At 63.0% G+C, this 23125-nt stretch carries 25 protein-coding genes; 17 read left to right on the plus strand and 8 right to left on the minus strand.

The features are described 5' to 3' along the window. Nucleotides 1–23: 23 nt before the first annotated feature. The 3 genes from gloA to BM186_RS01040 all read right to left on the minus strand — a co-directional run bounded on the left by gloA (nucleotide 24) and on the right by BM186_RS01040 (nucleotide 2769). Nucleotides 24–416 (minus strand): lactoylglutathione lyase, encoded by a 393-nt coding sequence (gene gloA / locus BM186_RS01030; protein ID WP_072422679.1) that lies wholly within the window; start codon nucleotides 414–416, stop codon nucleotides 24–26. A 70-nt stretch (nucleotides 417–486) separates the two neighbouring features. Continuing rightward, nucleotides 487–1704, minus strand: coding sequence for an argininosuccinate synthase (locus tag BM186_RS01035; protein WP_074913101.1), 1218 nt, complete (start codon nucleotides 1702–1704; stop codon nucleotides 487–489). A gap of 117 nt (nucleotides 1705–1821) precedes the next feature. Beyond that, complete coding sequence (locus tag BM186_RS01040) at nucleotides 1822–2769, minus strand: flagellar protein MotY (protein ID WP_074913103.1); 948 nt, start codon at nucleotides 2767–2769, stop codon at nucleotides 1822–1824. Nucleotides 2770–2921: 152 nt separating this feature from the next. On the opposite strand from BM186_RS01040, the gene pyrC reads away from it, so the two are divergent. The 3 genes from pyrC (at nucleotide 2922) to BM186_RS01055 (ending at nucleotide 5039) form a co-directional block, all read left to right on the plus strand. Further along, nucleotides 2922–3968 (plus strand): dihydroorotase, encoded by a 1047-nt coding sequence (pyrC, locus tag BM186_RS01045; protein WP_074913105.1) that lies wholly within the window; start codon nucleotides 2922–2924, stop codon nucleotides 3966–3968. Beyond that, nucleotides 3965–4639 carry a ribonuclease T gene (rnt, locus tag BM186_RS01050; protein ID WP_004423716.1) on the plus strand — a complete coding sequence of 225 codons (675 nt, stop codon included), beginning with the start codon at nucleotides 3965–3967 and terminating at the stop codon, nucleotides 4637–4639. Before pyrC ends, rnt begins: the two co-directional genes overlap by 4 nt. A gap of 181 nt (nucleotides 4640–4820) precedes the next feature. Further along, on the plus strand, nucleotides 4821–5039 hold the full coding sequence (locus BM186_RS01055) for a bacterioferritin-associated ferredoxin (protein ID WP_004423711.1): 219 nt from the start codon (nucleotides 4821–4823) through the stop codon (nucleotides 5037–5039). 68 nt (nucleotides 5040–5107) lie between these two features. On the opposite strand, the gene BM186_RS01060 is transcribed toward BM186_RS01055, so the two are convergent. Further along, entirely contained in the window at nucleotides 5108–5479 is a 372-nt protein-coding gene (locus BM186_RS01060; RefSeq protein ID WP_074913107.1) for a DUF5064 family protein, read from the minus strand. A gap of 95 nt (nucleotides 5480–5574) precedes the next feature. Next, nucleotides 5575–5892: a DUF2288 domain-containing protein gene (locus tag BM186_RS01065; protein ID WP_045734437.1), complete on the minus strand. Its 318-nt coding sequence runs from the start codon at nucleotides 5890–5892 to the stop codon at nucleotides 5575–5577. A gap of 295 nt (nucleotides 5893–6187) precedes the next feature. Between BM186_RS01065 and BM186_RS01070 the strand changes: the two genes are divergently transcribed. The 6 genes from BM186_RS01070 to BM186_RS01095 all read left to right on the plus strand — a co-directional run bounded on the left by BM186_RS01070 (nucleotide 6188) and on the right by BM186_RS01095 (nucleotide 12178). After that, the gene (locus BM186_RS01070) at nucleotides 6188–7309 is read left to right on the plus strand and encodes a branched-chain amino acid ABC transporter substrate-binding protein (protein ID WP_072422684.1); all 1122 of its coding nucleotides are present in this window, start codon (nucleotides 6188–6190) and stop codon (nucleotides 7307–7309) included. A gap of 116 nt (nucleotides 7310–7425) precedes the next feature. Continuing rightward, nucleotides 7426–8349: a high-affinity branched-chain amino acid ABC transporter permease LivH gene (gene livH, locus BM186_RS01075; RefSeq protein WP_072422685.1), complete on the plus strand. Its 924-nt coding sequence runs from the start codon at nucleotides 7426–7428 to the stop codon at nucleotides 8347–8349. Beyond that, on the plus strand, nucleotides 8346–9605 hold the full coding sequence (locus tag BM186_RS01080) for a high-affinity branched-chain amino acid ABC transporter permease LivM (protein ID WP_072422686.1): 1260 nt from the start codon (nucleotides 8346–8348) through the stop codon (nucleotides 9603–9605). The genes livH and BM186_RS01080 overlap by 4 nt, the downstream gene beginning before the upstream one ends. Continuing rightward, nucleotides 9602–10369, plus strand: a complete 768-nt coding sequence (gene livG / locus BM186_RS01085; RefSeq protein ID WP_017677847.1) for a high-affinity branched-chain amino acid ABC transporter ATP-binding protein LivG — start codon at nucleotides 9602–9604, stop codon at nucleotides 10367–10369. The genes BM186_RS01080 and livG overlap by 4 nt, the downstream gene beginning before the upstream one ends. A 3-nt stretch (nucleotides 10370–10372) precedes the next feature. Then, complete coding sequence (locus BM186_RS01090) at nucleotides 10373–11074, plus strand: ABC transporter ATP-binding protein (RefSeq protein ID WP_024307362.1); 702 nt, start codon at nucleotides 10373–10375, stop codon at nucleotides 11072–11074. Nucleotides 11075–11317: 243 nt separating this feature from the next. Continuing rightward, a complete protein-coding gene (locus BM186_RS01095) occupies nucleotides 11318–12178 on the plus strand; it encodes a DUF6279 family lipoprotein (RefSeq protein ID WP_074913109.1) in 861 nt (286 codons plus the stop codon). Nucleotides 12179–12215: 37 nt separating this feature from the next. On the opposite strand, the gene ung is transcribed toward BM186_RS01095, so the two are convergent. Further along, nucleotides 12216–12905: a uracil-DNA glycosylase gene (gene ung, locus BM186_RS01100; protein WP_045734432.1), complete on the minus strand. Its 690-nt coding sequence runs from the start codon at nucleotides 12903–12905 to the stop codon at nucleotides 12216–12218. Nucleotides 12906–13043: 138 nt separating this feature from the next. Between ung and BM186_RS01105 the strand changes: the two genes are divergently transcribed. Next, the gene (locus BM186_RS01105) at nucleotides 13044–13856 is read left to right on the plus strand and encodes an HDOD domain-containing protein (protein ID WP_074913111.1); all 813 of its coding nucleotides are present in this window, start codon (nucleotides 13044–13046) and stop codon (nucleotides 13854–13856) included. A 98-nt stretch (nucleotides 13857–13954) separates the two neighbouring features. Beyond that, nucleotides 13955–14368, plus strand: a complete 414-nt coding sequence (locus BM186_RS01110; RefSeq protein WP_017677852.1) for a PaaI family thioesterase — start codon at nucleotides 13955–13957, stop codon at nucleotides 14366–14368. 11 nt (nucleotides 14369–14379) lie between these two features. On the opposite strand, the gene BM186_RS01115 is transcribed toward BM186_RS01110, so the two are convergent. After that, nucleotides 14380–15255 (minus strand): AraC family transcriptional regulator, encoded by an 876-nt coding sequence (locus BM186_RS01115; RefSeq protein WP_074913114.1) that lies wholly within the window; start codon nucleotides 15253–15255, stop codon nucleotides 14380–14382. A 129-nt stretch (nucleotides 15256–15384) separates the two neighbouring features. On the opposite strand from BM186_RS01115, the gene BM186_RS01120 reads away from it, so the two are divergent. The 6 genes from BM186_RS01120 to mmsB all read left to right on the plus strand — a co-directional run bounded on the left by BM186_RS01120 (nucleotide 15385) and on the right by mmsB (nucleotide 22714). After that, nucleotides 15385–16881, plus strand: coding sequence for a CoA-acylating methylmalonate-semialdehyde dehydrogenase (locus BM186_RS01120; protein WP_074913116.1), 1497 nt, complete (start codon nucleotides 15385–15387; stop codon nucleotides 16879–16881). 97 nt (nucleotides 16882–16978) lie between these two features. Further along, complete coding sequence (locus tag BM186_RS01125; RefSeq protein ID WP_072422692.1) at nucleotides 16979–18226, plus strand: ABC transporter substrate-binding protein; 1248 nt, start codon at nucleotides 16979–16981, stop codon at nucleotides 18224–18226. A 6-nt stretch (nucleotides 18227–18232) separates the two neighbouring features. Beyond that, nucleotides 18233–19396, plus strand: a complete 1164-nt coding sequence (locus tag BM186_RS01130; protein WP_074913118.1) for an acyl-CoA dehydrogenase family protein — start codon at nucleotides 18233–18235, stop codon at nucleotides 19394–19396. Between the two features lie 78 nt (nucleotides 19397–19474). Beyond that, on the plus strand, nucleotides 19475–20293 hold the full coding sequence (locus tag BM186_RS01135) for an enoyl-CoA hydratase (RefSeq protein WP_072422694.1): 819 nt from the start codon (nucleotides 19475–19477) through the stop codon (nucleotides 20291–20293). A gap of 303 nt (nucleotides 20294–20596) precedes the next feature. Next, complete coding sequence (locus tag BM186_RS01145; protein ID WP_074913121.1) at nucleotides 20597–21700, plus strand: enoyl-CoA hydratase/isomerase family protein; 1104 nt, start codon at nucleotides 20597–20599, stop codon at nucleotides 21698–21700. 129 nt (nucleotides 21701–21829) lie between these two features. Then, on the plus strand, nucleotides 21830–22714 hold the full coding sequence (gene mmsB, locus BM186_RS01150; RefSeq protein WP_074913123.1) for a 3-hydroxyisobutyrate dehydrogenase: 885 nt from the start codon (nucleotides 21830–21832) through the stop codon (nucleotides 22712–22714). A gap of 129 nt (nucleotides 22715–22843) precedes the next feature. On the opposite strand, the gene BM186_RS01155 is transcribed toward mmsB, so the two are convergent. Beyond that, complete coding sequence (locus tag BM186_RS01155; protein ID WP_072422697.1) at nucleotides 22844–23089, minus strand: DUF1145 domain-containing protein; 246 nt, start codon at nucleotides 23087–23089, stop codon at nucleotides 22844–22846. Between the last annotated feature and the right edge of the window lie 36 nt (nucleotides 23090–23125).

The raw sequence follows: 23125 nt of genomic DNA on the forward strand, positions 1-23125 counted from the left end.
TTACTTACAAAGATTTCCAGCTGTCAATCGCTTCGCTTGGGCGACAGCAGCTCGACCTTGTAACCGTCCGGATCCTCGACGAAGGCCAGGATGCTGCTGCCATGCTTCATCGGCCCCGGCTCGCGGGTGATCTTGCCGCCCCGACTGCGAATGTCCTCGCAGGCCTTGTAGACATCCTCGACTTCCAGGGCGATATGACCGTAGCCGGTGCCCAGTTCGTAGCTGTCCACACCCCAGTTGTGGGTCAGCTCGATCACGCTGTTGTGTGCCTCGTCGCCATAGCCAACGAAGGCCAGGGTGAACTGTCCGTCCGGGTAATCCTTGCGCCGCAGCAAGGTCATGCCCAGCACTTCGGTGTAGAAGGCGATGGATTGGTCCAGGTCGCCGACACGCAGCATGGTATGCAGCAGTCTCATCAGGTTTTCCTCTTCTGGAAAGCAGAACCCCGGCACTTGGCCGGGGTCCTTGTAGCGCAGGTGAATCAGCTTAGACCAGCTTGCGGCCCTTGCCGGCGGCGATGCGCATGCGCAGGGCGTTGAGCTTGATGAAGCCCGCCGCGTCCTGCTGGTTGTAGGCGCCACCATCTTCCTCGAAGGTCGCGATGTTGGCATCGAACAGCGAGTCGTCGGACTTGCGGCCAGTGACGATGACGTTGCCTTTGTACAGCTTCAGGCGTACCACGCCGTTCACGTTGGCCTGGGAGGCGTCGATCATCTGTTGCAGCATCAGACGCTCCGGGCTCCACCAGAAACCGTTGTAGATCAGGCTGGCGTACTTCGGCATCAGCTCGTCTTTCAGGTGCGCCACTTCGCGGTCGAGGGTGATCGACTCGATGGCGCGGTGAGCCTTGAGCATGATGGTGCCGCCGGGGGTCTCGTAGCAGCCACGGGACTTCATGCCGACGAAACGGTTCTCGACGATGTCCAGACGGCCAATGCCGTTCTCGCCACCGATGCGGTTCAGCTCGGCCAGTACCTGCGCCGGGCTCATGGCCTTGCCGTCGATGGCGACGATGTCGCCGGCGCGGTAGGTCAGCTCGATATAAGTCGGTGCGTCCGGTGCTGCCTCAGGGGAGACAGTCCACTTCCACATGTCTTCTTCGTGCTCGGTCCAGGTGTCTTCCAGCACGCCACCTTCATAGGAGATGTGCAGCAGGTTGGCGTCCATGGAGTACGGCGACTTCTTCTTGCCGTGGCGCTCGATCGGGATGGCGTGCTTCTCGGCGTAGTCCATCAGCTTCTCGCGCGACAGCAGGTCCCACTCGCGCCACGGGGCGATGACTTTCACCCCCGGCTTCAGCGCATAGGCGCCCAGCTCGAAACGCACCTGGTCATTGCCCTTGCCGGTAGCACCGTGGGAGATGGCGTCGGCGCCGGTCTCGTTGGCGATTTCGATCAGGCGCTTGGCGATCAGCGGGCGGGCGATGGACGTACCCAGCAGGTACTCGCCTTCGTAGACGGTGTTGGCGCGGAACATCGGGTAGACGAAATCGCGGACGAACTCTTCGCGCAGATCGTCGATGTAGATTTCCTTGACGCCCATCGCCTGAGCCTTGGCGCGGGCCGGCTCGACCTCCTCGCCCTGACCGAGGTCGGCGGTGAAAGTCACCACTTCACAGTTGTAGGTATCTTGCAGCCACTTGAGGATCACCGAGGTGTCCAGGCCACCGGAATAGGCCAGAACTACCTTTTTGACGTCCGCCATGCCATCACTCCACGGGTTGTACGGTAAAACCGGTGATTCTACTGGCCCTGCGGGCCAATTTACAGGGGCGCGACAGCTTGTGACGACGAAGCGACGGCGAGAATCAGCGTTTTTTGCTCAGGAGGGGGTGCTTCCGACCGGATCGACCGGGGTGGTCGGTGGAGCGGTCTGCGGTTCGCTCTGTACCGGGACTTCCGGCGCGGGTACGCGATCCAGGCGCAGGGTCGCGCGGCGGTTCTTGGCGCGATTGGCTTCGTTGTTATTTGGCACCAGCGGGTAACGCTCGCCATGAAAGCGCATGGTGATCTGCTCGACCGGTACGCCACCGGCCACCAGATATTCCTGCACGGCCAGCGCACGGCGGCGTGAGAGGTCGCGATTGGTCAGACGATTGCCGCTGTTGTCGGCGTGACCATCGATCTGGAAGCTGTTGATGCTCGGGTCGGCCTTGACGAAGTCGAGGATGATGTCGAGCTTGGCCTTGGCCATCGGATCGAGATCGATGCCGCCACCGGGAAAACCGATCTGCGCCTGGCGAATCTGATCGAAATTGACCGGTAGCAACTTGGCGATACAGGCCTGGTAATCGTCATAGGCCTTGTGAAACTTCACAGGCAGCAAACGTACTTCCAGATTGTCGCCACCATTGAGGGTGCGATGACGCACCAGCGGGCTGCGCCCTTCGAGCAGACCGGTGAGCAGCCGCGCCCCCTGCTCCTGCGAACTGTTGAACGGCACCTCGCCAATACCGACGCTGACCACACCGAGATTGATATCGCCGCGCCCCGGCTGCCAGGGCGCCGCCGCCGCCAGCAAAGTCGCCGACCCCACACCCATCCAGCGCTCACGGGCCTTGAGACGAAAGGTGACCTGTTCACCCGCGCGGCGTACGAACTCGCCGCTGCCGAAATTGCTGATCGGTTGGCTCAGGCGACACTCGAACTGGTCACCCTCGACCGTCCACTCTACCTTTTCCAGCCGCGTCTGGAAGCTGATGGCATGCGCCGGCAGGCACAAGGGCATGCCAGCCAGCAGGCTGATCAGAAGGAAATTGGGCGCACGCACGGTCAACTCCACGGCGGTTCACGGCATTCTCACGGGGTATCGGTCAGGCGCGCGGAAACTTGACCCCTGCGTGCGATTGTCGCGTCGGCGCGAGCGCGAACAGGCGCTTTTCAGTTAACATGCGGCCACGTTTTACCCGCCTGGAAGCCTCCATGTCCGACCGCCTGACTCTCCTGCGTCCCGATGACTGGCACATTCACCTGCGCGACGGCGCGGTGCTGCCACACACCGTCGGCGATGCCGCGCGCACTTTTGGCCGCGCCATCATCATGCCCAACCTGGTTCCGCCGGTACGCAACGTCGCCGAAGCCGACGCCTATCGCCAGCGCATTCTCGCGGCCCGCCCAGCAGGCAGCCGCTTCGAGCCGCTGATGGTGCTGTACCTCACCGACAACACCAGCCCCGAGGATGTGCGCGCGGCCAAGGCCAGTGGCTTCGTGCATGCCGCCAAGCTCTACCCGGCCGGCGCCACCACCAACTCCGACTCGGGCGTGACCAGCATCGACAAGATCTTCCCGGCGCTGGAAGCCATGGCCGAGGTCGGCATGCTGCTGCTGGTGCATGGCGAAGTGACCCGCGCCGAGATAGACGTGTTCGACCGTGAGAAAGCCTTCATCGACGAGCACCTGACCCGCGTGGTCGAACGCTTCCCCACACTGAAAGTGGTGTTCGAGCACATCACCACCCGCGACGCGGTGCAGTTCGTCGAGGCCGCCTCGGCCAACGTCGGCGCCACCATCACCGCGCACCACCTGCTCTACAACCGCAACCACATGCTGGTTGGCGGCATTCGCCCGCACTTCTATTGCCTGCCGATCCTCAAGCGCAACGTGCACCAGGAAGCCCTGCTCGACGCCGCCACCAGCGGCAACGTCAAGTTCTTCCTCGGCACCGACTCGGCACCGCACGTCAAGCACGCCAAGGAAGCCGCCTGCGGCTGCGCCGGCTGTTACACCGCCTATGCGGCCATCGAACTGTACGCCGAGGCCTTCGAGCAGCGCGGTGCGCTGGACAAGCTGGAAGCCTTCGCCAGCTTCCACGGCCCGGATTTCTACGGCATGCCACGTAACAGCGACAGCATCACCCTGGTGCGTGAGGAGTGGACCGTGCCGGCCACCCTGCCGCTGGGCGACAACAGCGTGGTGCCACTGCGCGCCGGCGAAACCCTGCGCTGGAAATTGCTGGAGGCTCAGGCGTGAGCGAAGACAACTACGACGACGAACTCGAACCCAGCCTGCCGTCCGGCCCGCGCACGCCCATGGCGGCGCGCTTTCGCGGTTATTTGCCCGTGGTAGTGGATGTGGAAACCGGCGGCTTCAACTGCGCCACCGATGCCCTGCTGGAAATCGCCGCGACCACCATCGCCATGGACGAGAGCGGCTTCCTCTATCCGGATCACACCCACTTCTTCCGCATCGAACCCTTCGCAGGCGCCAACATCGAACAGGCCGCGCTGGAATTCACCGGCATCAAGCTCGACCACCCGCTGCGCATGGCAGTGAGCGAAGAGCACGCGCTGGGCGAAATCTTCAAGGGACTGCGCAAGTCGATCAAATCGGCTGGCTGCAAGCGTGCGATTCTGGTCGGCCATAACAGCAGCTTCGACCTGGGCTTCCTCAATGCCGCGGTGGCGCGCTGCGGTATCAAGCGCAACCCCTTCCACCCCTTCTCCAGCTTCGATACAGCGACATTGGCTGGTCTCGCCTACGGCCAGACCGTGCTGGCCAAGGCCTGCCAGACTGCCGGTATCGAGTTCGATGGCAAGGAAGCGCACTCGGCACGCTACGACACCGAGAAGACCGCCGAACTGTTCTGCGGCATCGTCAATCGCTGGAAGGAAATGGGCGGCTGGGACGAGTTCGATCAGTGAGCCTCCGCGCATTCACCCTTCAATGAAAAAACCGGCCAGGCCGGTTTTTTCATATCTGCGCAACGGCGCTCATACACCGTTCGTCAGGAGATGCGAGCATTCGCAATCGATCTTTGACAAGCATTCTCATTAACATTAGTATCCGATCCATCGAACAGAACCACCAAGACGAGCCTTGCTTATGTACGTCTGCCTCTGTGAAGGTGTCACCGATACTCAAATCCGCGACGCGGTCTACGAGGGCTGCTGCAGCTATCGTGAAGTCCGCGGCACGCTCGGCATCGCCAGCCAGTGCGGCAAGTGCGCTTGCCTGGCCAAGCAGGTCGTCCGCGAAACCATCGCCGAAGTCCAGAGCAGCCAAGCCTCGCTGGCCTACCCCGCTGGTTTCGTCGCGGCCTGACGCACGACCGAGAATGAAAAAACCGGATCCTGGAATCCGGTTTTTTTTCGTCCTCGAACAGCCAGGGGTCACGTCAGGCCGTCGCGCTCCAGGTGATCGAGGTCCACCGCTTCACCCGGCTTGGCGTGCAGCTTGGCGCGAATGTCCTCGAAGATCGCATCGTACTCGGCGTGCGCACGCATGATCGGACTATGGTTGGGCGGCAGGCCATGCTTGGCCACCAGGCGGGAGATCACGCTGGCGAAATTGAACGCAGTATCGCGGTGCATTTCGAAAACTTCCTCGAAGGCCCTGCCGTCGATCTCGCCCACCAGACGCCCATGCAGCATGGGCCCTTCTTGCGAATCCTTGCGCACCTCGTAGTAGAAATCGATGCTGTAACCGGGTTGCCCGCCCAGGCCGGGCGGATTACTGCGATGCAGATGACCAGGTTCGAACATGGGGCTCACTCCTTTGCCATGACGCTGCGAAAAACTCCCTGGCGGGAGCGTGCGAAGAGTCTAGCTCGCCGCTCACAGCCCTGCAGCGCGCCATTTCAGTGCAGGGTCGAATCCCCTGCCCTTTCCTGTACCAGCACCCAGGGGGCGACCACGACTGCCCACAACTGCGGGTCACGCGAGAGCAGATCTTCGGCACGTGAATCTTCGAGCTTGCACAACAGGCCTTGGTTCATCCATTGCGCGACTCGAGCCTGATCGTTCTCGGCCACAGCCTGCGCGACCGCCACCAGATCCTGACTACCCTCGACCCAGAGTAGCGCACCGCGAGCGAAGAACGGCTGCAGTTCCTGCCAACGAATCGGTGCTGTCTCACCGAGCAGCTTGGCATAGAGGGTGCTAGATTGATCCGTCATGGTGTGTCCCGTCTCGATGGCGTTGAATGCAGGCGCGCAATGATAGCGTCGGCAACTGCCCTGGCAACCGCGCGACGCTCGCCAGCCGACCCAGGCCACGCCGTTTTTCTATACATTCCTTGCAATTTAGCGACAACCCCACGTTTCGCCTCCAGCTGCCGGCTTTTCAAGGCGCAAATCCGCGCTCTACACTGTTCCGGTACAGTTGCCGGAGGCATTACCGGGGTAACGAACCCGGTTCTGCAGCTTCGGCCGCAAGAACTACAACAACGAAAAACACAAGAGTGGAGCACTCATGAACAAGGCTACTAAGCAGATTTCCAAGCTGTTCGCGGCAATGGCACTGGCGGGGGCGGCCAGCTATTCGATGGCGGCCGACAACATCAAGATCGGTCTGGCCGGTCCGGTGACCGGTGCCGTTGCTCAGTACGGTGAGATGCAATTCATCGGCGCCAAGATGGCCATCGAGCAGATCAACAAGGCCGGCGGCGTCAACGGCGCCCAACTCGAAGGCGTGGTCTACGACGACGCGTGCGATCCGAAGCAGGCCGTTGCCGTTGCCAACAAGATCGTCAACGACGGCGTCAAGTTCGTGGTTGGCCACCTGTGCTCCAGCTCTACTCAGCCGGCTTCCGACATCTACGAAGACGAAGGCATCCTGATGATCACCGCGGCTTCCACCAGCCCGGACATCACCGCTCGTGGCTACGAGCTGGTCTTCCGCACCATCGGTCTGGACAGCCTGCAAGGCCCGACCGCCGGTAACTTCATCGCTGACCACGTCAAGCCGAAGAACGTCGCCGTCATTCACGACAAGCAGCAGTACGGTGAAGGTATCGCCACCGCGGTCAAGCAGACCCTGGAAGGCAAAGGCGTCAAGGTTTCCCTGTTCGAAGGCATCAACGCCGGCGACAAGGACTTCTCGGCACTGATCGCCAAGCTCAACCAGGCTGGCGTCGACTTCGTCTACTACGGCGGCTACCACCCGGAGCTGGGCCTGCTGCTGCGCCAGACCAAAGAGCGCGGCCTGAACGTCAAGTTCATGGGTCCGGAAGGTGTGGGTAACAAGGAAATCTCGGCCATCGCCGGCCCGGCTTCCGAAGGCCTGCTGGTCACCCTGCCGAAGTCCTTCGACCAGGATCCGAAGAACCAGGCGCTGGTCGAGGCCTTCAAGGCCAAGAACGAAGACCCGAGCGGTCCGTTCGTATTCCCGGCCTACGCTGCCGTTCAGGTCATCGCCGAAGGCATCGAGAAAGCCGGCGATACCGATACCGCCAAGGTAGCGGCTGCTCTGCGCGCCAACAGCTTCGACACCCCCACCGGCGCCCTGGCCTTCGACGAGAAGGGTGACCTGAAGGACTTCAGCTTCGTGGTGTACGAGTGGCACCAGGACGGCACCAAGTCCGAAGCCAAGTAAGCTTCCTGTCTGAGCCAAAGCCCACTGCGCGAGCAGTGGGCTTTGTTTATTAGAAGAATTCCGGCCTCGCGCTGCGCCACAAGCGCCGCTTTACGCAAGCGCCCAGGAGTTAGGCAATGCCTGATCTTTATCACTACCTGCAACAGTTGCTAAATGGCCTGACCATTGGCAGCACCTATGCCCTGATCGCCATCGGCTACACCATGGTCTACGGCATCATCGGCATGATCAACTTCGCCCATGGCGAGGTTTACATGATTGGCTCGTACGTAGCCTTCACCGTTATCGCCGGCCTCGCCATGTTCGGCCTGGAAGCCGTGCCCTTCGTGATGATCGCGGCGTTCGCCGCCACCATGATCGTCACCAGCGCCTACGGCTACAGCATCGAACGGGTGGCCTACCGCCCCCTGCGTGGCGGCAACCGTCTGATCCCGCTGATCTCCGCAATCGGTATGTCGATCTTCTTGCAAAACGCGGTGTTGCTCTCACAGGACTCCAAGGACAAGGCCATTCCCAGCCTGCTGCCGGGCAATTTCATCCTCGGTGAAAGCGCCGCCAACGGCGTGGTGGTGTCCTACATGCAGGTGCTGATCTTCATCGTCACCTTCGTCACCATGATCGGCCTGACCCTGTTCATCTCCCGTTCGCGCCTGGGCCGCGCCTGCCGCGCCTGCGCCGAAGATCTGAAGATGGCCAACCTGCTCGGCATCAACACCAACAACATCATCGCCCTGACCTTCGTCATCGGCGCGGCGCTGGCCGCCATCGCCTCGGTACTGCTGGGCATGAACTACGGTGTGATCAACCCGCACCTTGGCTTCCTCGCCGGCATCAAGGCCTTCACCGCTGCGGTACTGGGCGGCATCGGCAGCATCCCTGGCGCGGTACTCGGCGGCCTGCTGCTGGGCGTGGCCGAAGCCTTCGGCGCCGATATCTTCGGTGATCAATACAAGGACGTGGTGGCCTTCAGCCTGCTGGTGCTGGTGCTGCTGTTCCGTCCAACCGGCATCCTTGGCCGCCCGGAGGTGGAAAAGGTATGAGCCGGAACATCAAATCCGCGATTTTCAGCGCCCTGCTGGTGCTGATCATCTCCTACCCGGTACTGGGCCTGAAACTCTCCACCGTCGGCATCAGCCTGCGCGTGGAAGGCGCAACTGCGTTCGAACTCTGGTGCATCGGCGGCGCCGCTACGCTGATCTTCCTCTGGCAATTGCTGCGTGACCGGCTGACTCCGGCCTGGGCCAAACTGCCCAAGCTGCCCAGCGGCTCCGGTCAGATCGGCAACTTCCTCACCCTGCCCTCCACCCAGCGCTGGATCATTCTGGCGATGGTCATGGTGGCGCTGGTGTGGCCGTTCTTCGCCAGCCGCGGTTCGGTGGATATCGCCACGCTGATCCTGATCTACGTGATGCTCGGCCTTGGCCTGAACATCGTGGTGGGTCTGGCCGGTCTGCTCGACCTGGGTTACGTCGGCTTCTACGCAGTCGGCGCCTACAGCTATGCGATCCTCTCGCATTACTTCGGCCTGAGTTTCTGGATGTGCCTGCCGATCGCCGGGATGATGGCTGCGCTGTTCGGCTTCCTGCTCGGTTTCCCGGTGCTGCGCCTGCGCGGCGACTACCTGGCCATCGTGACCCTGGGCTTCGGCGAGATCATCCGCATTCTGCTGCGTAACCTGACCGAGCTGACCGGTGGCCCGAACGGCCTGAGTATCGCCAACGAGAACAAGCCGACCCTGTTCGGTCTGTCCTTCGAGCGCCGCGTGCCGGCCGACATGCCGACCTTCCACGGCTACTTCGAAATCGCCTACAACTCGCAGTACAAGGTGATCTTCCTCTACCTGATCGCCCTGCTGCTGGTGCTGCTGACCCTGTTCCTGGTCAACCGCCTGCTGCGCATGCCGATCGGGCGTGCCTGGGAAGCACTGCGCGAAGACGAGATTGCCTGCCGTGCGCTGGGCCTGAACCCGACCGTGATCAAGCTTTCGGCCTTCACCATCGGTGCCAGCCTGGCCGGTTTCGCCGGCAGCTTCTTCGCTGCCCGTCAGGGCCTGGTAACGCCAGAGTCGTTCACCTTCATCGAGTCAGCGATGATCCTCGCCATCGTCGTACTCGGCGGCATGGGCTCTCAGCTGGGCGTTATCCTCGCCGCCATCGTCATGGTGATGCTGCAGGAGATGCGTGAACTGAGCGAGTACCGCATGCTGATCTTCGGCCTGGTCATGATCTTCATGATGATCTGGCGCCCGCAAGGGTTGCTGCCTATGCAACGTCCCCACCTGGAGCTGAAGCGATGAGCCGCACGATTCTCGAAGTAAGCGGCCTGTCCATGCGTTTCGGCGGTCTGTTGGCCGTCAACGGGGTGGGCCTGAATGTCAAGGAAAAGCAGGTGGTCTCGATGATCGGCCCGAACGGCGCCGGCAAGACCACCGTCTTCAACTGCCTGACCGGCTTCTATCAGCCGAGCTCCGGCAGCATCCGCCTCAATGGCGAAGCGATCGAAGGCCTGCCCGGCCACAAGATCGCCCGCAAGGGCGTGGTACGCACCTTCCAGAACGTGCGTCTGTTCAAGGACATGACGGCGGTGGAAAACCTGCTGATCGCCCAGCATCGCCATCTCAACACCAGCTACCTGGCGGGTCTGTTCAAAACCTCGGCATTCCGCCGCAGCGAGCGCGAGGCCATGGACTACGCCGCCCACTGGCTGGAACAGGTCGACCTCGTGGACTTCGCCAACCGTAGCGCCGGCACCCTGGCCTACGGTCAGCAGCGTCGCCTGGAAATCGCCCGCTGCATGATGACGCGCCCGAGCATCCTCATGCTCGACGAGCCGGCCGCCGGTCTCAACCCGCGTGAAACCGAAGACCTGAAAGCGCTGATCAGCGTGCTGCGTGACGAGCACAATGTCACCGTGCTGCTGATCGAGCACGACATGAAGCTGGTGATGAGCATTTCCGACCACATCTACGTGATCAACCAGGGCACTCCCCTGGCCGACGGCACGCCGGACGACATCCGCAACAACCCGGACGTGATCAAAGCCTATCTGGGGGAGGCGTAATCCATGCTCAGCTTCAACAACGTCTCAACCTTCTACGGCAAGATCCAGGCCCTGCACGACGTCAGCATCGAAGTGCAGAAAGGCGAGATCGTCACCCTGATCGGCGCCAACGGTGCCGGCAAGTCGACCCTGCTGATGACCCTGTGCGGCAACCCGCGCGCCACCAGCGGCAGCATCCGTTACCTGGGTGAAGAGCTGGTGGGCATGGATACCCCGGAGATCATGCGCAAGAGCATCGCCATCGTGCCAGAAGGCCGTCGCGTGTTCGCCCGCCTGACCGTCGAGGAAAACCTGGCCATGGGCGGCTTCTTCGGTGACAAGGCGGACAATCAGGAGCAACTGGACAAGGTACTGCACCTGTTCCCGCGCCTGAAGGAACGCTTCGCCCAACGTGCCGGCACCATGAGCGGCGGCGAGCAGCAGATGCTCGCCATCGGTCGCGCGTTGATGAGCAAGCCCAACCTGCTGCTGCTCGACGAGCCGTCGCTGGGTCTGGCGCCGATCATCATCCAGCAGATCTTCGACATCATCGAGCAACTGCGCAAAGATGGCGTGACCGTGTTCCTGGTCGAGCAAAACGCCAACCAGGCGCTGAAGCTGGCCGATCGCGGCTACGTGCTGGAGAACGGCCACATCGTCATGCAGGGTAGCGGCGAAGAGCTGCTCAACGACCCCAAGGTACGCGACGCCTACCTCGGCGGCTAAGCGATACCTGCTATATCGGAACCGCCCTTCGGGGCGGTTTCTTTTTATCCGCGGGAGTGAAACGGTCCACATTGGATCGCCCGCAAGCGGGCTCCTACAAACAATAAGACCACCGCCTCCTGTAGCAGCCGGCTTGCCGGCGATCATAGCGTGCCGGCGAACTCTTAAGCGGATATTTCCACCCTCTTGCATCAGATGAGACGAGTATTAGTCTCAATAACTCTGCCCTCTTGAGCCCCGATCATGCGCAAGCCTTTGCTCCTGCTACTGGCCATCACCCTGCTGCTGGGTGCCTGCAGTCGTGTCGGCCTGGCCTATCGCAACCTCGACTGGCTGATCCCGTGGAAGCTGGGCGACTACGTGGTACTGACCAGCGAGCAGAGCGCCTGGCTCAAACCCCAACTGCAGGAGCACCTCGCCTGGCATTGCAGCGTCGAGCTGCCACGTTACCTCGACTGGCTGCAGCGCAGTCAGCAAGCACTGAGCAGCCGCGACAGCGAACTGATGGCCGATCAGCTGAGCGAATTCGAACAGGCCATGCAGCGCATCGCCGTGGAAATCACCCCCAGCACCATCGAGCTGCTGCGCGGCCTGAGCCCGCGCCAGGTCGAGCAGCTATTGGCATCACTGGACGAGCAGAATGCCAAGCTGCGCGAGGAGTTTCTCGAGCCACCGCTGCCGGAGCAGATCAGCCGACGCGCCGAGCGCATGGAGGAACGCTTGCAACCCTGGTTCGGCAATCTCAATACCGAGCAGCGCGAACGGGTGCAGCGTTGGGCAGAGGGCCTGGGTGAACAGAATCAGGTGTGGATGGATAACCGCCTGGCCTGGCAGCAGGCATTGCGTGAGGCACTGGAAGTTCGTCGCGGCGATGACTTCGCCGACCGCATGACCGCCCTGCTGCAGCAGCGCGAACGTTTCTACACCAGCGCCTATCAGGCCAGTTACGAGAAAAACCGTCAGGCCATGGCAGCGATGATCGTCGATCTGGTCGCCCTGGCCGACTCGCGTCAGATGGCGCGCGCCGACAAACGCCTGCAAAGCCTGCACAGTGACCTGGCGGCGCAACAGTGCCAAGCGGGCGAGTCGGTCGTCAGTCGCTGAGACCTCAACAGCCGATGGACATACGCAGCACTCCCGCTTAGAGCGCCGGTAAGCGCCAGTCGATGGGCGTCATGCCATTCTGGCTGAGGAACTGGTTGCAGCGGCTGAAATGGCCATTACCGATGAAACCGCGATGCGCCGACAACGGCGACGGATGCGGTGAACGCAGCACCAGGTGCTTGGTCGGGTCGATCAGGCGCTGTTTGCTCTGCGCATGGCTGCCCCAGAGCAGGAACACCAGTTTGGGCTGATGCTCGCTGACCACCTCGATCACCCGGTCGGTAAAGAACTGCCAGCCCTTGCCCGCGTGCGAGCCGGCGTTGGCGCGCTCTACCGTCAGCGAGGTGTTGAGCAGCAGCACGCCCTGATCGGCCCAGCTCTGCAGGTAACCGTGCGCGGGGATGTCGATATTGAGGTCGCGCTTGAGCTCCTTGTAGATATTCACCAGCGACGGCGGCGTCTGCACGCCCGGCTGCACCGAGAAGCACAGGCCGTGTGCCTGACCGGGGCCGTGGTAAGGGTCCTGGCCGATGATCACTACCTTGACCTGATCCAGCGGCGTGGAGTTGAGCGCATTGAAGATCAATGGGCCCGGCGGATAGATTTCCTTGCCGGCCGCCTTCTCCGCCTGCAGGAACGCACGCAGCTCGCTCATGTAAGGCTTGTCGAACTCCTCACGCAGCGCGTGTTTCCAGCTGGCTTCGAGCTTGATGCGATCATCGGTCATGCGGTTTTCCTGCGGGTACAAAACGAGTGGAGGCACGCTAGAGAAGGCCGCAAGGCAAGTCAAGGAAGAGCTTGCCGGCAGGGCGAAGGATGCTTTGCTAGCCTTTCGGGAACCGTATCAATCGATGATGCCAAGCCGATGTCTCCCTCCACCGATACCCTGCGCATGGCGTTGCTCAACCGCTTCCTCAAGGGCGAAGCCAGGATTCCGCAGATGCCTGAAGCCGCCGTGCGCATCAGAAAGCTGTTGGACGACCCACGCACCTCGCTGGAACAACTGACCCGCGTGATCACTGGCGACCCGCCGCTGGCCGCGTACCTGATGCAGTTCTCCAATACCCCTCTGCTGCGCGGGGAGCGCTCCTGTAGCTCGCTGCGTGAACTGCTGAGCCGCCTTGGTACCCGCCAACTGGCGGACCTGGTGTTGGGCTTCAGCCTGCAAAACCTGTTCACCAGCTCCGAACCTGCGCTGCAGCAGGCATTTCGCACTCGTTGGCGCAATGCCAGGGAGCGCGCCGCCCACTGCGCAGTGCTGGCCCAGCGCACGGGCATGTCACTGGACGACGCCATGCTCGGCGGCTTGCTACAGGACATCGGCAGCCTGCCGCTACTTTCCGAGCTGGAGCACTGGCCGAACGTGCCGCGCGAGAGCGATACGCTGCACGAGCTATGCGATCAACTATCCGGGGATCTCGGCGCTCTGGTCCTGACCCGCTGGCAACTGCCCTCGGCGATCATCGAGTCCACCCGTCTTTACGGCCAGTGGCAGCGCGAGCATGACGGCGCTGCCGACCTGGCGGATCTGGTCCTGCTCGCCAGTTCCCTGCAGACGAGCAAGACGCTGCAGGGGCCGCTACCGGCGCAGGCAAAACTGGGCCTGGAGCAGCCGCTTGACGAACTGAGGCAGGAGCTGGCGGGCGAACTGCAATTGTGGAAGCGTCTGCTTGCCTGAAGTGCCTGCTATGCAGCCTCATCAGGCACATGGATGCAGCTTGTCCGCCCCCTGGAGCAGGTTGAGACTCTTCTGCACCGCCCGATGCAGGAGGTCATATGAGCGACTCGAACGGTATCAGCCGTGAACGCCTGGAGCAGGCGCTCGCCCACTCCACCTTTGCCCAACTGCTCGGCGCTGAACTGCTCGATTTTGCGCCGGGCCGGGTCAGTCTGCAGGTGCGCAGCCGTCCCGACCTGTGCCAGCACCATGGCTACATGCATGGCGCGGTGGTCGGTTTCATGGTCGACAGCGGCTGCGCCTGGGCAGCGGCGTCGATGGTCGGCGACGTGGTCACCAGCGAATACAAGCTCAACCTGCTCGCCCCGGCGCTCGGCGAACGCCTGCTGTGCCGCGCCGAGGTGCTCAAGGCCGGGCAGCGCCAGGCAGTCTGTCGAGCCGATGTGTTCGCCCTGAAGGATGGCCAGGAAAAGCTGGTGGCCACCGGGCTGGCGACCATCGCGCGGGTGTAGCAGGCGTGCGACTAGCCCTGATGCAGCGCCCGGTAATGACTGGGCGCCATGCCCACCACCTTGCGAAACAGCCGTGAGAAGTAATAGGGATCGTCGTAGCCAAGCTGCTCGGCGACCTGACGCACTTCGGCATCACCGCGGTCGAGCAGGCGGCAGGCCAGGGCCATCTTCAACTGGATGAAATCCTGGATCGGCGCATGGCCGGTCAGCGCGCGGTAGGTCTTGGCGAAGTGAAAGCGTGACAGCCTGAACTGTGCAGCCAGCTCATCGAGGTTGAGGCTGCCGTGCAGGTGCGCGCGCATCACCGCCTGCACCGCCTCGATATCCAGCACGCGGCCGGACTTGAGGTTGGCCCGTGCAGGCAGCACCGCCAGGGAGCTGAGCATCGCCTGCAAACGGTGCGCGGCATGGATGAAGGGCAAGGCGTTGAGGCCTTGACGCTGCAAACCCAGCAACGCCTCGAAATCGCCGATCAATCTGGGTTGCACGCCGATACGCCGCAGCGTCTGCGCGCCCAGCATACGCAGAAAGTCCTCGCTGAGACTACCGTCGAAGTGCACCCAGTAAATCGTCCAGGGCTTTTGTCCATTGGAGCCATAGGCATGCGGCGCGTCCTTGGGCAGCAGCAGCAGATCGCCAGCAGCAACCTTGAATCGTCCATCCGCCACGTCCAGCCAACCACTTCCTGAGCGGCAATAGATCAGCAGATGATCGTCAGGTTGCAGGCGTCGCATCTGGTGCCCGGCCGCTTCCGGATAGAAGCCGATGGCCAGCGGATAGCAACCAGAGCTGAGCACATGGCGCGCCAGCAGGCGGCGCAGGCGCGGCGGAGTAATGAAGCGCTGTCCACCGACGGGCAACGGCCAATTGGAGGTTTCCACCCGCATCCTCACTGCATCACTCCTTTGCATCCCGATCGAATGACAAGATCGTCCATCCCAAGACCAAGATCGTCAATCCACAAGCGAACATCGAATGGCTATAAAGAATCCATACAAGAACAACAGGAGGCGACCATGCCCCGCACGCTACCGCAATTGATCGACGGCCAATGGCAAACCAGCCAGGCTCGTGAGCTGATCGAAGTCACCGACCCGGCCACTCAGGAGGTGATCGCCCTCGCCCCCAAGGCCACCGCCGAGGAAATCGAGGCCGCAGTGGCCAGTGCGCAGAAAGCCTTCCTCGCCTGGCGCGAAGTACCGGTATCGGAGCGCGCCCGCCTGATGCTGCGTTATCAGCACCTGCTCAAGGAGCATCACGACGAGCTGGCGGAGATTCTCGCAGCGGAAACCGGCAAGACCTTCGCCGACGCCAAGGGCGACGTCTGGCGCGGCATCGAGGTGGCCGAGCATGCCGCCAATATCGCCAGCCTGATGATGGGCGAGACGGTGGAGAACGTCGCCCGCGAGATCGACACCGCCAGTTGGATCCAGCCGCTGGGCGTGTGCGTCGGCATCACCCCGTTCAACTTCCCGGCGATGATTCCGTTGTGGATGTTTCCGCTGGCCATCGCCTGCGGCAATACCTTCATTCTCAAACCCTCGGAACAGGATCCGATGACGCCCAATCGTCTGGCCGAACTGTTCCTCGAAGCCGGCGCGCCGGCTGGCGTGCTGCAGGTGCTGCATGGCGGCCGCGAGCAAGTCGATGCGCTGCTGGTGCATCCGCAGGTACGCGCGGTGTCCTTCGTCGGTTCGGTGACGGTGGGCCAGCACGTCTATCGCACCGGCACCCAGCATTTGAAACGGGTGCAGGCCTTCGCCGGGGCCAAGAACCATATGGTGATCATGCCTGACGCACCGAAGGATCAGGTGCTCAGCAACCTGCTCGGCGCCAGTTGTGGTGCGGCCGGGCAGCGCTGCATGGCAATCAGCGTGGCAGTGTTCGTCGGCGAATCGAAACAGTGGATCGATGAGCTGGCCAAGCAGATGGCCGCACTGCGTCCTGGCCACTGGCAGGACAGCGGCGCCGCCTACGGCCCACTGATCAGCCCGCAGGCACGCCAGCGCGTGCTGCGCCTGATCGAACAGGGCAAGGCCGAAGGCGCCGAATGCCTGCTCGACGGTTCGCAGTGCACGGTGGAGGGGTATCCGAATGGCAACTGGGTCGGGCCGACACTGTTCCGTGGCGTGACGACGAAGATGGGCCTGTACCGCGAAGAAATCTTCGGCCCGGTGCTGGTGTGCATGCAGGTAGACACCCTGGAAGAGGCCATCGCACTGGTCAACGCCAGCCCTTACGGCAACGGCACCAGCCTGTTCACCCGCTCCGGCGGCGCTGCGCGGCATTTCCAGCATGCCGTGGAAGTTGGCCAGGTGGGCATCAACGTACCGATCCCGGTGCCGTTGCCGTTCTTCTCCTTCACAGGCTGGAAGGGCTCGTTCTACGGCGACCTGCACGCCTACGGTAAGCAGGCGGTGCGTTTCTATACCGAGACCAAGACGGTGACCAGCCGCTGGTTCGACGACACGCCGCTCGGCGAGGGCCCGAACATGACTATTCAACTGAAATGAGAACTGGGTGATGCTTTCTTAGACTAATAGACGATCACTCGAACTGGACGAGCGGCGTAAAACAGTTCTCTGCAGAACAAAAACAAGGAGAACTGCAATGCGCCAACTGTCCGCCACGCTGGCCCTGTGGGCCGCACTTACCGCCTGTGCGCAGGCTGCCGAGCCGATCACCCTCGGCCTCAACTATCCGCGCACCGGACCATACAAGGAGGAGGGATTGGCGCAGATGCGTGGAGCCCTGCTGGCCATCGATGAAATCAACGCCGCTGGCGGTGTGCTGGGCCGGCCCTTGCGCCTGTCCAGCAAGGACACCGCCTCGCGTCCGGCCAAGGCCGAGAAGAACGTCGACAAGCTGGCCGCCGAGGGCGCGGCGATGCTCTTCGGCGGCTCCTCCAGCGCGGTCGCCATCGCTGCCGGTAAGCGTGCCAGGCAGCACGGTCTGCTGTACTTCGGCACCCTCACCTACTCCAACGACACCACCGGCAAGGATGGCCATCGCTACATGTTTCGCGAGTGCAACAACGCCTGGATGAGCGCCAAGGTACTCGGCCAATACCTGAGCAAGACCCTGCCGAACAAGCGCTACTTCTATGTCACCGCCGACTATACCTGGGGCCACACCAGCGAGGCGTCGCTGCGCCAGGCCACCGCTACCGACAATGCCGCCCAGCACGCCAGCGTACGCATCCCCTTCCCGGGTGCGCGCCTGGCCGACTATCAGGACGCGCTGACCCAGGCCGCCGCCAGCAACGCCGAGATCCTCGCCCTGGTGCTGTTCGGCGAGGACCTGGTGCGCGCCATGCGCGTCGCCAAGGATCTTGGCCTGACCGAGCGTATGCAGATCGTCGCGCCGAACCTGACCCAGAGCATGGTCGAACAGGCCGGCCCCAACCTGATGGCAGGCGTGATCGGCACCGAGCCCTGGACCTGGCGCGTGCCGGCGCTGGAAAAATCCGCGCGCGGCCAAGCCTTCGTCGAAGCCTTCAAGGCCCGCTACGAGATGTACCCATCCAGCTCCGCCGCCTCGGCCTACAGCATCGTTCAACAGTGGGCCGACGCCGCTACGCGAGCCAGGAGCCTCGACAGCGAAGCGCTGATCAAGGCGCTGGAAGGCCACCGCTATACCTTGCTCAAAGATGAACAACAATGGCGTGCCTTCGACCACCAGAACCTGCAGACGGTCTACGCGGTAAAGGTCAAGCCGCGCGACGAGGTACTCAAGGACCCGCTCAAGCAGGACTACTTCGAAATCGTCGACCGCCTCGATGCCAGCAGCGCGCTGCCCAGCCTCGCCGAGTGGCAGGCCGAGCGCCGCGCTGGCGGCCAACCCCTGACCTTGCAATGAGATACCATGGACTTCGAATTCAGTGATGAACAACGTCTTCTGACCGACAGCGCCCGTGCCTTCGCCGCGCGGGAGCTGACGCCCCACGCCGCCGAGTGGGATCGCGAGCAACAGTTTCCCGTCGAGGTGATTCGCCGTGCTGCCGAACAGGGCTACTTGGCCCTGTATCTGCGCGAAGAGGATGGCGGCCTGGGCCTGTCCAGGCTGTCCAGCTCACTGATTTTCGAACAACTGGCGGCTGGCTGCGTGGCCACCACCGCCTACCTGACCATCCACAACATGGCCACCTGGATGCTCGCCAGCTTCGCCGACCAGGCACTGAAAGATGCCTGGTTGCCGGGGCTGATCAACGGCCAGTCGCTGGCCTCCTACTGCCTGACCGAACCGGACGCTGGCTCGGACGCCGCCCACCTGCGCACCCGAGCGCGGCGCGACGGCGGCGACTACGTGATCGATGGCAGCAAGTGCTTTATCTCCGGTGCGGGAAGCACACAGGTACTGATCGTCATGGCGCGTACCGGCGAGGATGGTGCCAAGGGTATTTCCTGCTTCCTGGTACCTGCCGATGCGCCCGGCGTACGTTACGGACGCAACGAGGACAAGATGGGCTGGAAGGCGCAGCCGACCCGCACCATCACATTCGAAGGTGTGCGCATCCCTGCCAGCCACCGCCTTGGCCCGGAAGGCGAAGGCTTCGTCTACGCCATGAAGGGCCTCGATGGTGGGCGTCTGAATATCGCCAGTTGCTCGCTCGGCGCGGCCCAGGCAGCGCTGCAGCAAAGCCTGCGCTACGTAGAAGAACGCAAACAGTTCGGCAAGGCGCTCAGCGAGTTCCAGGCCCTGCAATTCAAGCTGGCCGATATGCTCACCAGCCTGACTGCCAGCCGGCAGATGGTGCGCCTGGCCGCACACAAGCTCGACCACGGCCACGGCGAGGCCAGCCTCTACTGCGCGATGGCCAAGCGCTTCGCCACCGACCAGTGCTTCGACGTGTGCAACGAAGCGCTGCAACTGCATGGTGGCTACGGCTATCTGAATGACTATCCACTGGAACGCTGGGTACGCGACGCCCGCGTGCACCAAATACTGGAAGGCACCAACGAGATCATGCGGGTGATCGTCGCCCGCCGCCTGCTTCTGCAGGGCGGCATGCTCGATCGCCTGTTGTAGTAACCACGATATGTAGGAACGCGCGATGTTCGCGAGCAGAGCTCGCTCCTACAGCAATGATCCGTATCGAGGACGACCATGAGTACAGCCATCGAAACCTACAAGTCCGGCATCTTCGACCTGACCCACAAGCTCACCGTGGAGAAGCATGGCCATACCGCGCTGATCACCATCAACCATCCACCGGCCAACACCTGGGACCGCGACTCGCTGATCGGTCTCAAGCAGGTGGTCGAGCACCTCAACCGTGACGACGAGGTGTACGCCCTGGTGGTGACCGGCCAGGGGCCGAAGTTCTTTTCCGCCGGTGCCGACCTGAACATGTTCGCCGATGGCGACAAGGCCCGTGCCCGCGAGATGGCCCGACGCTTTGGCGAGGCCTTCGAGACCCTGCGCGACTTCCGCGGCGTGTCCATTGCCGCGATCAACGGCTACGCCATGGGCGGCGGCCTGGAGTGCGCGCTGGCTTGCGATATCCGCATCGCCGAACGCCAGGCACAGATGGCCCTGCCGGAAGCCTCCGTGGGTCTGTTGCCCTGCGCCGGTGGCACCCAGGCCCTGCCCTGGCTGGTCGGCGAAGGCTGGGCCAAGCGCATGATCCTCTGTGGCGAACGCATCGATGCCGACACCGCCCTGCGCATCGGCCTTATAGAACAGATAGTGGATACCGGCGAAGCCCGTGGCACTGCCCTGCTGCTGGCGTCCAAGGTGGCGCGGCAAAGCCCGGTGGCGGTACGCACCATCAAGCCGCTGATCCAGGGCGCCCGTGAGCGTGGCGCCAACACCTGGCTGCCGGAGGAACGCGAGCGCTTCGTCGACCTGTTCGATGCCGACGACACCCGCGAGGGCGTCAACGCTTTTCTGGAAAAACGCGACCCGCAGTGGCGCAACAAATAAATCCTGGGAGCTAGCTCCGCTCGCGAATCAGGCGACGCCATCTTTTCGCGAGCAAAGCTCGCTCCTACAGCCCCGTAGCAGGCCGATGAAAAACGTAGGCGAGGCAGCCAGTGCAAGGCAAAAACAGCCGAAAAAGCGCAGTTTACGTGTTGTAAATGAGCATTTTGAGGCTGTTTTTAACGCAGCAATGGCAACGCAGGTAGTTTTTCAACAGCCTGATAGGGTGGACGTCGCCTTTTACGTCCACCACAAACCCGCAAGGTGGATGGATAAACCGTCATCCACCCTACGCAGGAAGCCCCTATGAACCTGCAATTCGAAGAACGCCCCAGCCTGCACGGCTACCGCATCGGCATCGCCAGCCTGGACGCGGAGAAGAGCCTCAACGCCCTCTCCCTGCCGATGATCGAAGCACTCGACGAACGCCTGGAGGCCTGGGCAGAAGACTCGACCATCGCCTGCGTGATGCTGCGCGGCAACGGCCCCAAGGCCTTCTGCGCTGGCGGCGACGTGGTGCAACTGGTCAATCAGTGTCGCGAACAGCCGGGCGAAATACCGGCCCTGGCACGACGTTTCTTCGCCGACGAATATCGCCTCGACCATCGCATCCACACCTACCCCAAGCCCTTCATCTGCTGGGCGCACGGCCATGTGCTGGGCGGCGGCATGGGCCTGATGCAGGGCGCCGGTATCCGTATTGTCACCCCGAGCAGCCGCCTGGGCATGCCGGAAATCAATATCGGCCTGTACCCGGATGTCGGCGGCAGCTGGTTCCTCGCTCGCCTGCCAGGGCGCCTGGGCCTGTTCCTTGGCCTCACCGCCGCCAGCATCAATGCCCGCGATGCGCTGGACCTGAACCTGGCCGACCGCTGCCTGCGCGACGATCAGCAGGACGCCCTGCTCGAAGGCCTGGTGCAACTGAACTGGCGCGAGCAAGCCGACCTGCAACTGCACAGCCTGCTTCGTGCGCTGGAAAACGAAGCGCGCAGCGAGCTGCCGGCGGCCCAATGGTTGCCGCGCCGCGAGCGTATCGACGAGTTGCTCGACGTCGCCGACCTGCCCGCCGCCGTTCATGCCATCAGCGCCCTGCAGGCGGATGACGACGCCCTGCTCGCCCGCGCCGCCAAGACCCTGGCCCATGGCTGCCCGCTGACGGCGCACCTGGTCTGGGAGCAGATCCGCCGCGCCCGCCATCTGTCGCTGGCCGAGGTATTCCGCATGGAATACGCCATGAGCCTGAACTGCTGCCGCCACCCGGAGTTCCCCGAAGGCGTGCGTGCCCGCCTGATCGACAAGGATCAAACGCCGCATTGGCACTGGCCGGACGTGGCCGCAATCCCCGCCGCCGTGGTCGAAGCTCACTTCGCACCGGCCTGGGAAGGCGAACACCCATTGGCGAATCTGTAGGAAGCTGCGCCGACTCGGTGCGCACGGCGCACCCTACATGTAGCCCGGATGCGCTCCGGGAGAGCTCACAAGCAATCCTCGAACAATGACAAGCGACGCGCGAAGCGCCCAATAGAAAGGAAAGCTGCCATGACCCAAACCGCCTTTATCGGCCTCGGCCACATGGGCCTGCCCATGGCCCGCAACCTGCTCCGGGCGGGCTATCCGCTGAAAGTCTTCGACCTGGTGCGCAGCGCCGTCGACACGCTGGCCGGCGAAGGTGCCGTGGCGGCCGATAGCGCCGCCGACGCCATTGATCAGGCAAAGGTGGTGATCAGCATGCTGCCAGCCAGCCGTCATGTGGAAGGCTTGTACCTGGGCGACGACGGCCTGCTTGCGCGGTTGCCCGCCGGCACACTGGTGATCGAGTGCTCGACCATCGCCCCGGAGTCCGCGCGCAAGGTGCACGCCGCCGCCCGCGAGCGCGGTATCGCTCTGCTCGATGCACCGGTATCCGGCGGTACCGGCGGCGCGGCAGCCGGCACCCTGACCTTCATGGTGGGTGGTGAAGCCCAAACGCTGGAGAAGGCCAGACCAATGCTCGCCGCCATGGGCACGAACATATTCCACGCCGGCCCGGAGGGCGCCGGCCAGGTAGCCAAGGTATGCAACAACCAGGTGCTCGCGGTGCAGATGATCGCCACCGCCGAAGCCATGGCCATGGGCGTGGCCAACGGCCTGGAGCCGGCCGTGCTGGCGGAGATCATGCGGCAGAGCTCCGGCGGTAACTGGACGCTGGAGAAGTACAACCCCTGGCCCGGAGTAATGGAGAACGCCCCTGCCTCGAAAGGCTACAGCGGTGGTTTCATGGCCGAGCTGATGGCCAAGGACCTCGGCTTGGCCCAGGAAACCGCCAGCCACAGCGGCAACAGCACACCGATGGGCGCCCTGGCACTACAGCTCTACCGCCTGCTGCTCAAGCAGGGCAAAGGCAAGCAGGACTTCTCGGTGGTGCAGCAGTTGTTCGTGCAATAGCGCCTTAATCGCCCGTAGGGTGCGCTGTGCGCATCAAGGCGTTTCCCGATAGAGCTGGTGCGCATGGCGCACCCTACGGGTGCCGTCCCCCATCGTGGGGTGCGCCGTGCGCACCAGGGCCATCGGCATTCAGCGTAGCGTCTGCAGATGCAGCAGACCGAACAGCAGCACCTGCAGGCGCTGCCACCACAACAGCGGTAGGCCCCGCAGACGCGAGCCGAACAGCACCAGCTCGCCCACATGCGCCAGCAGCACCGCCAGGGCGCCCCAGGAGACCCAGCCGCCCAGCGGCGCGGCGAAGGGGTAGAAGAGATTGAGCAGCGCCACCAGCCAGAACATGGCCAGGGCGCCCTTGGCGAAAGACAGCAGGTTCATTGTCAGCCTCCGAATGGATGAACCTGAAGTGTGACC

Source organism: Ectopseudomonas toyotomiensis (genome assembly GCF_900115695.1).
GTDB lineage: Bacteria > Pseudomonadota > Gammaproteobacteria > Pseudomonadales > Pseudomonadaceae > Aquipseudomonas > Aquipseudomonas toyotomiensis.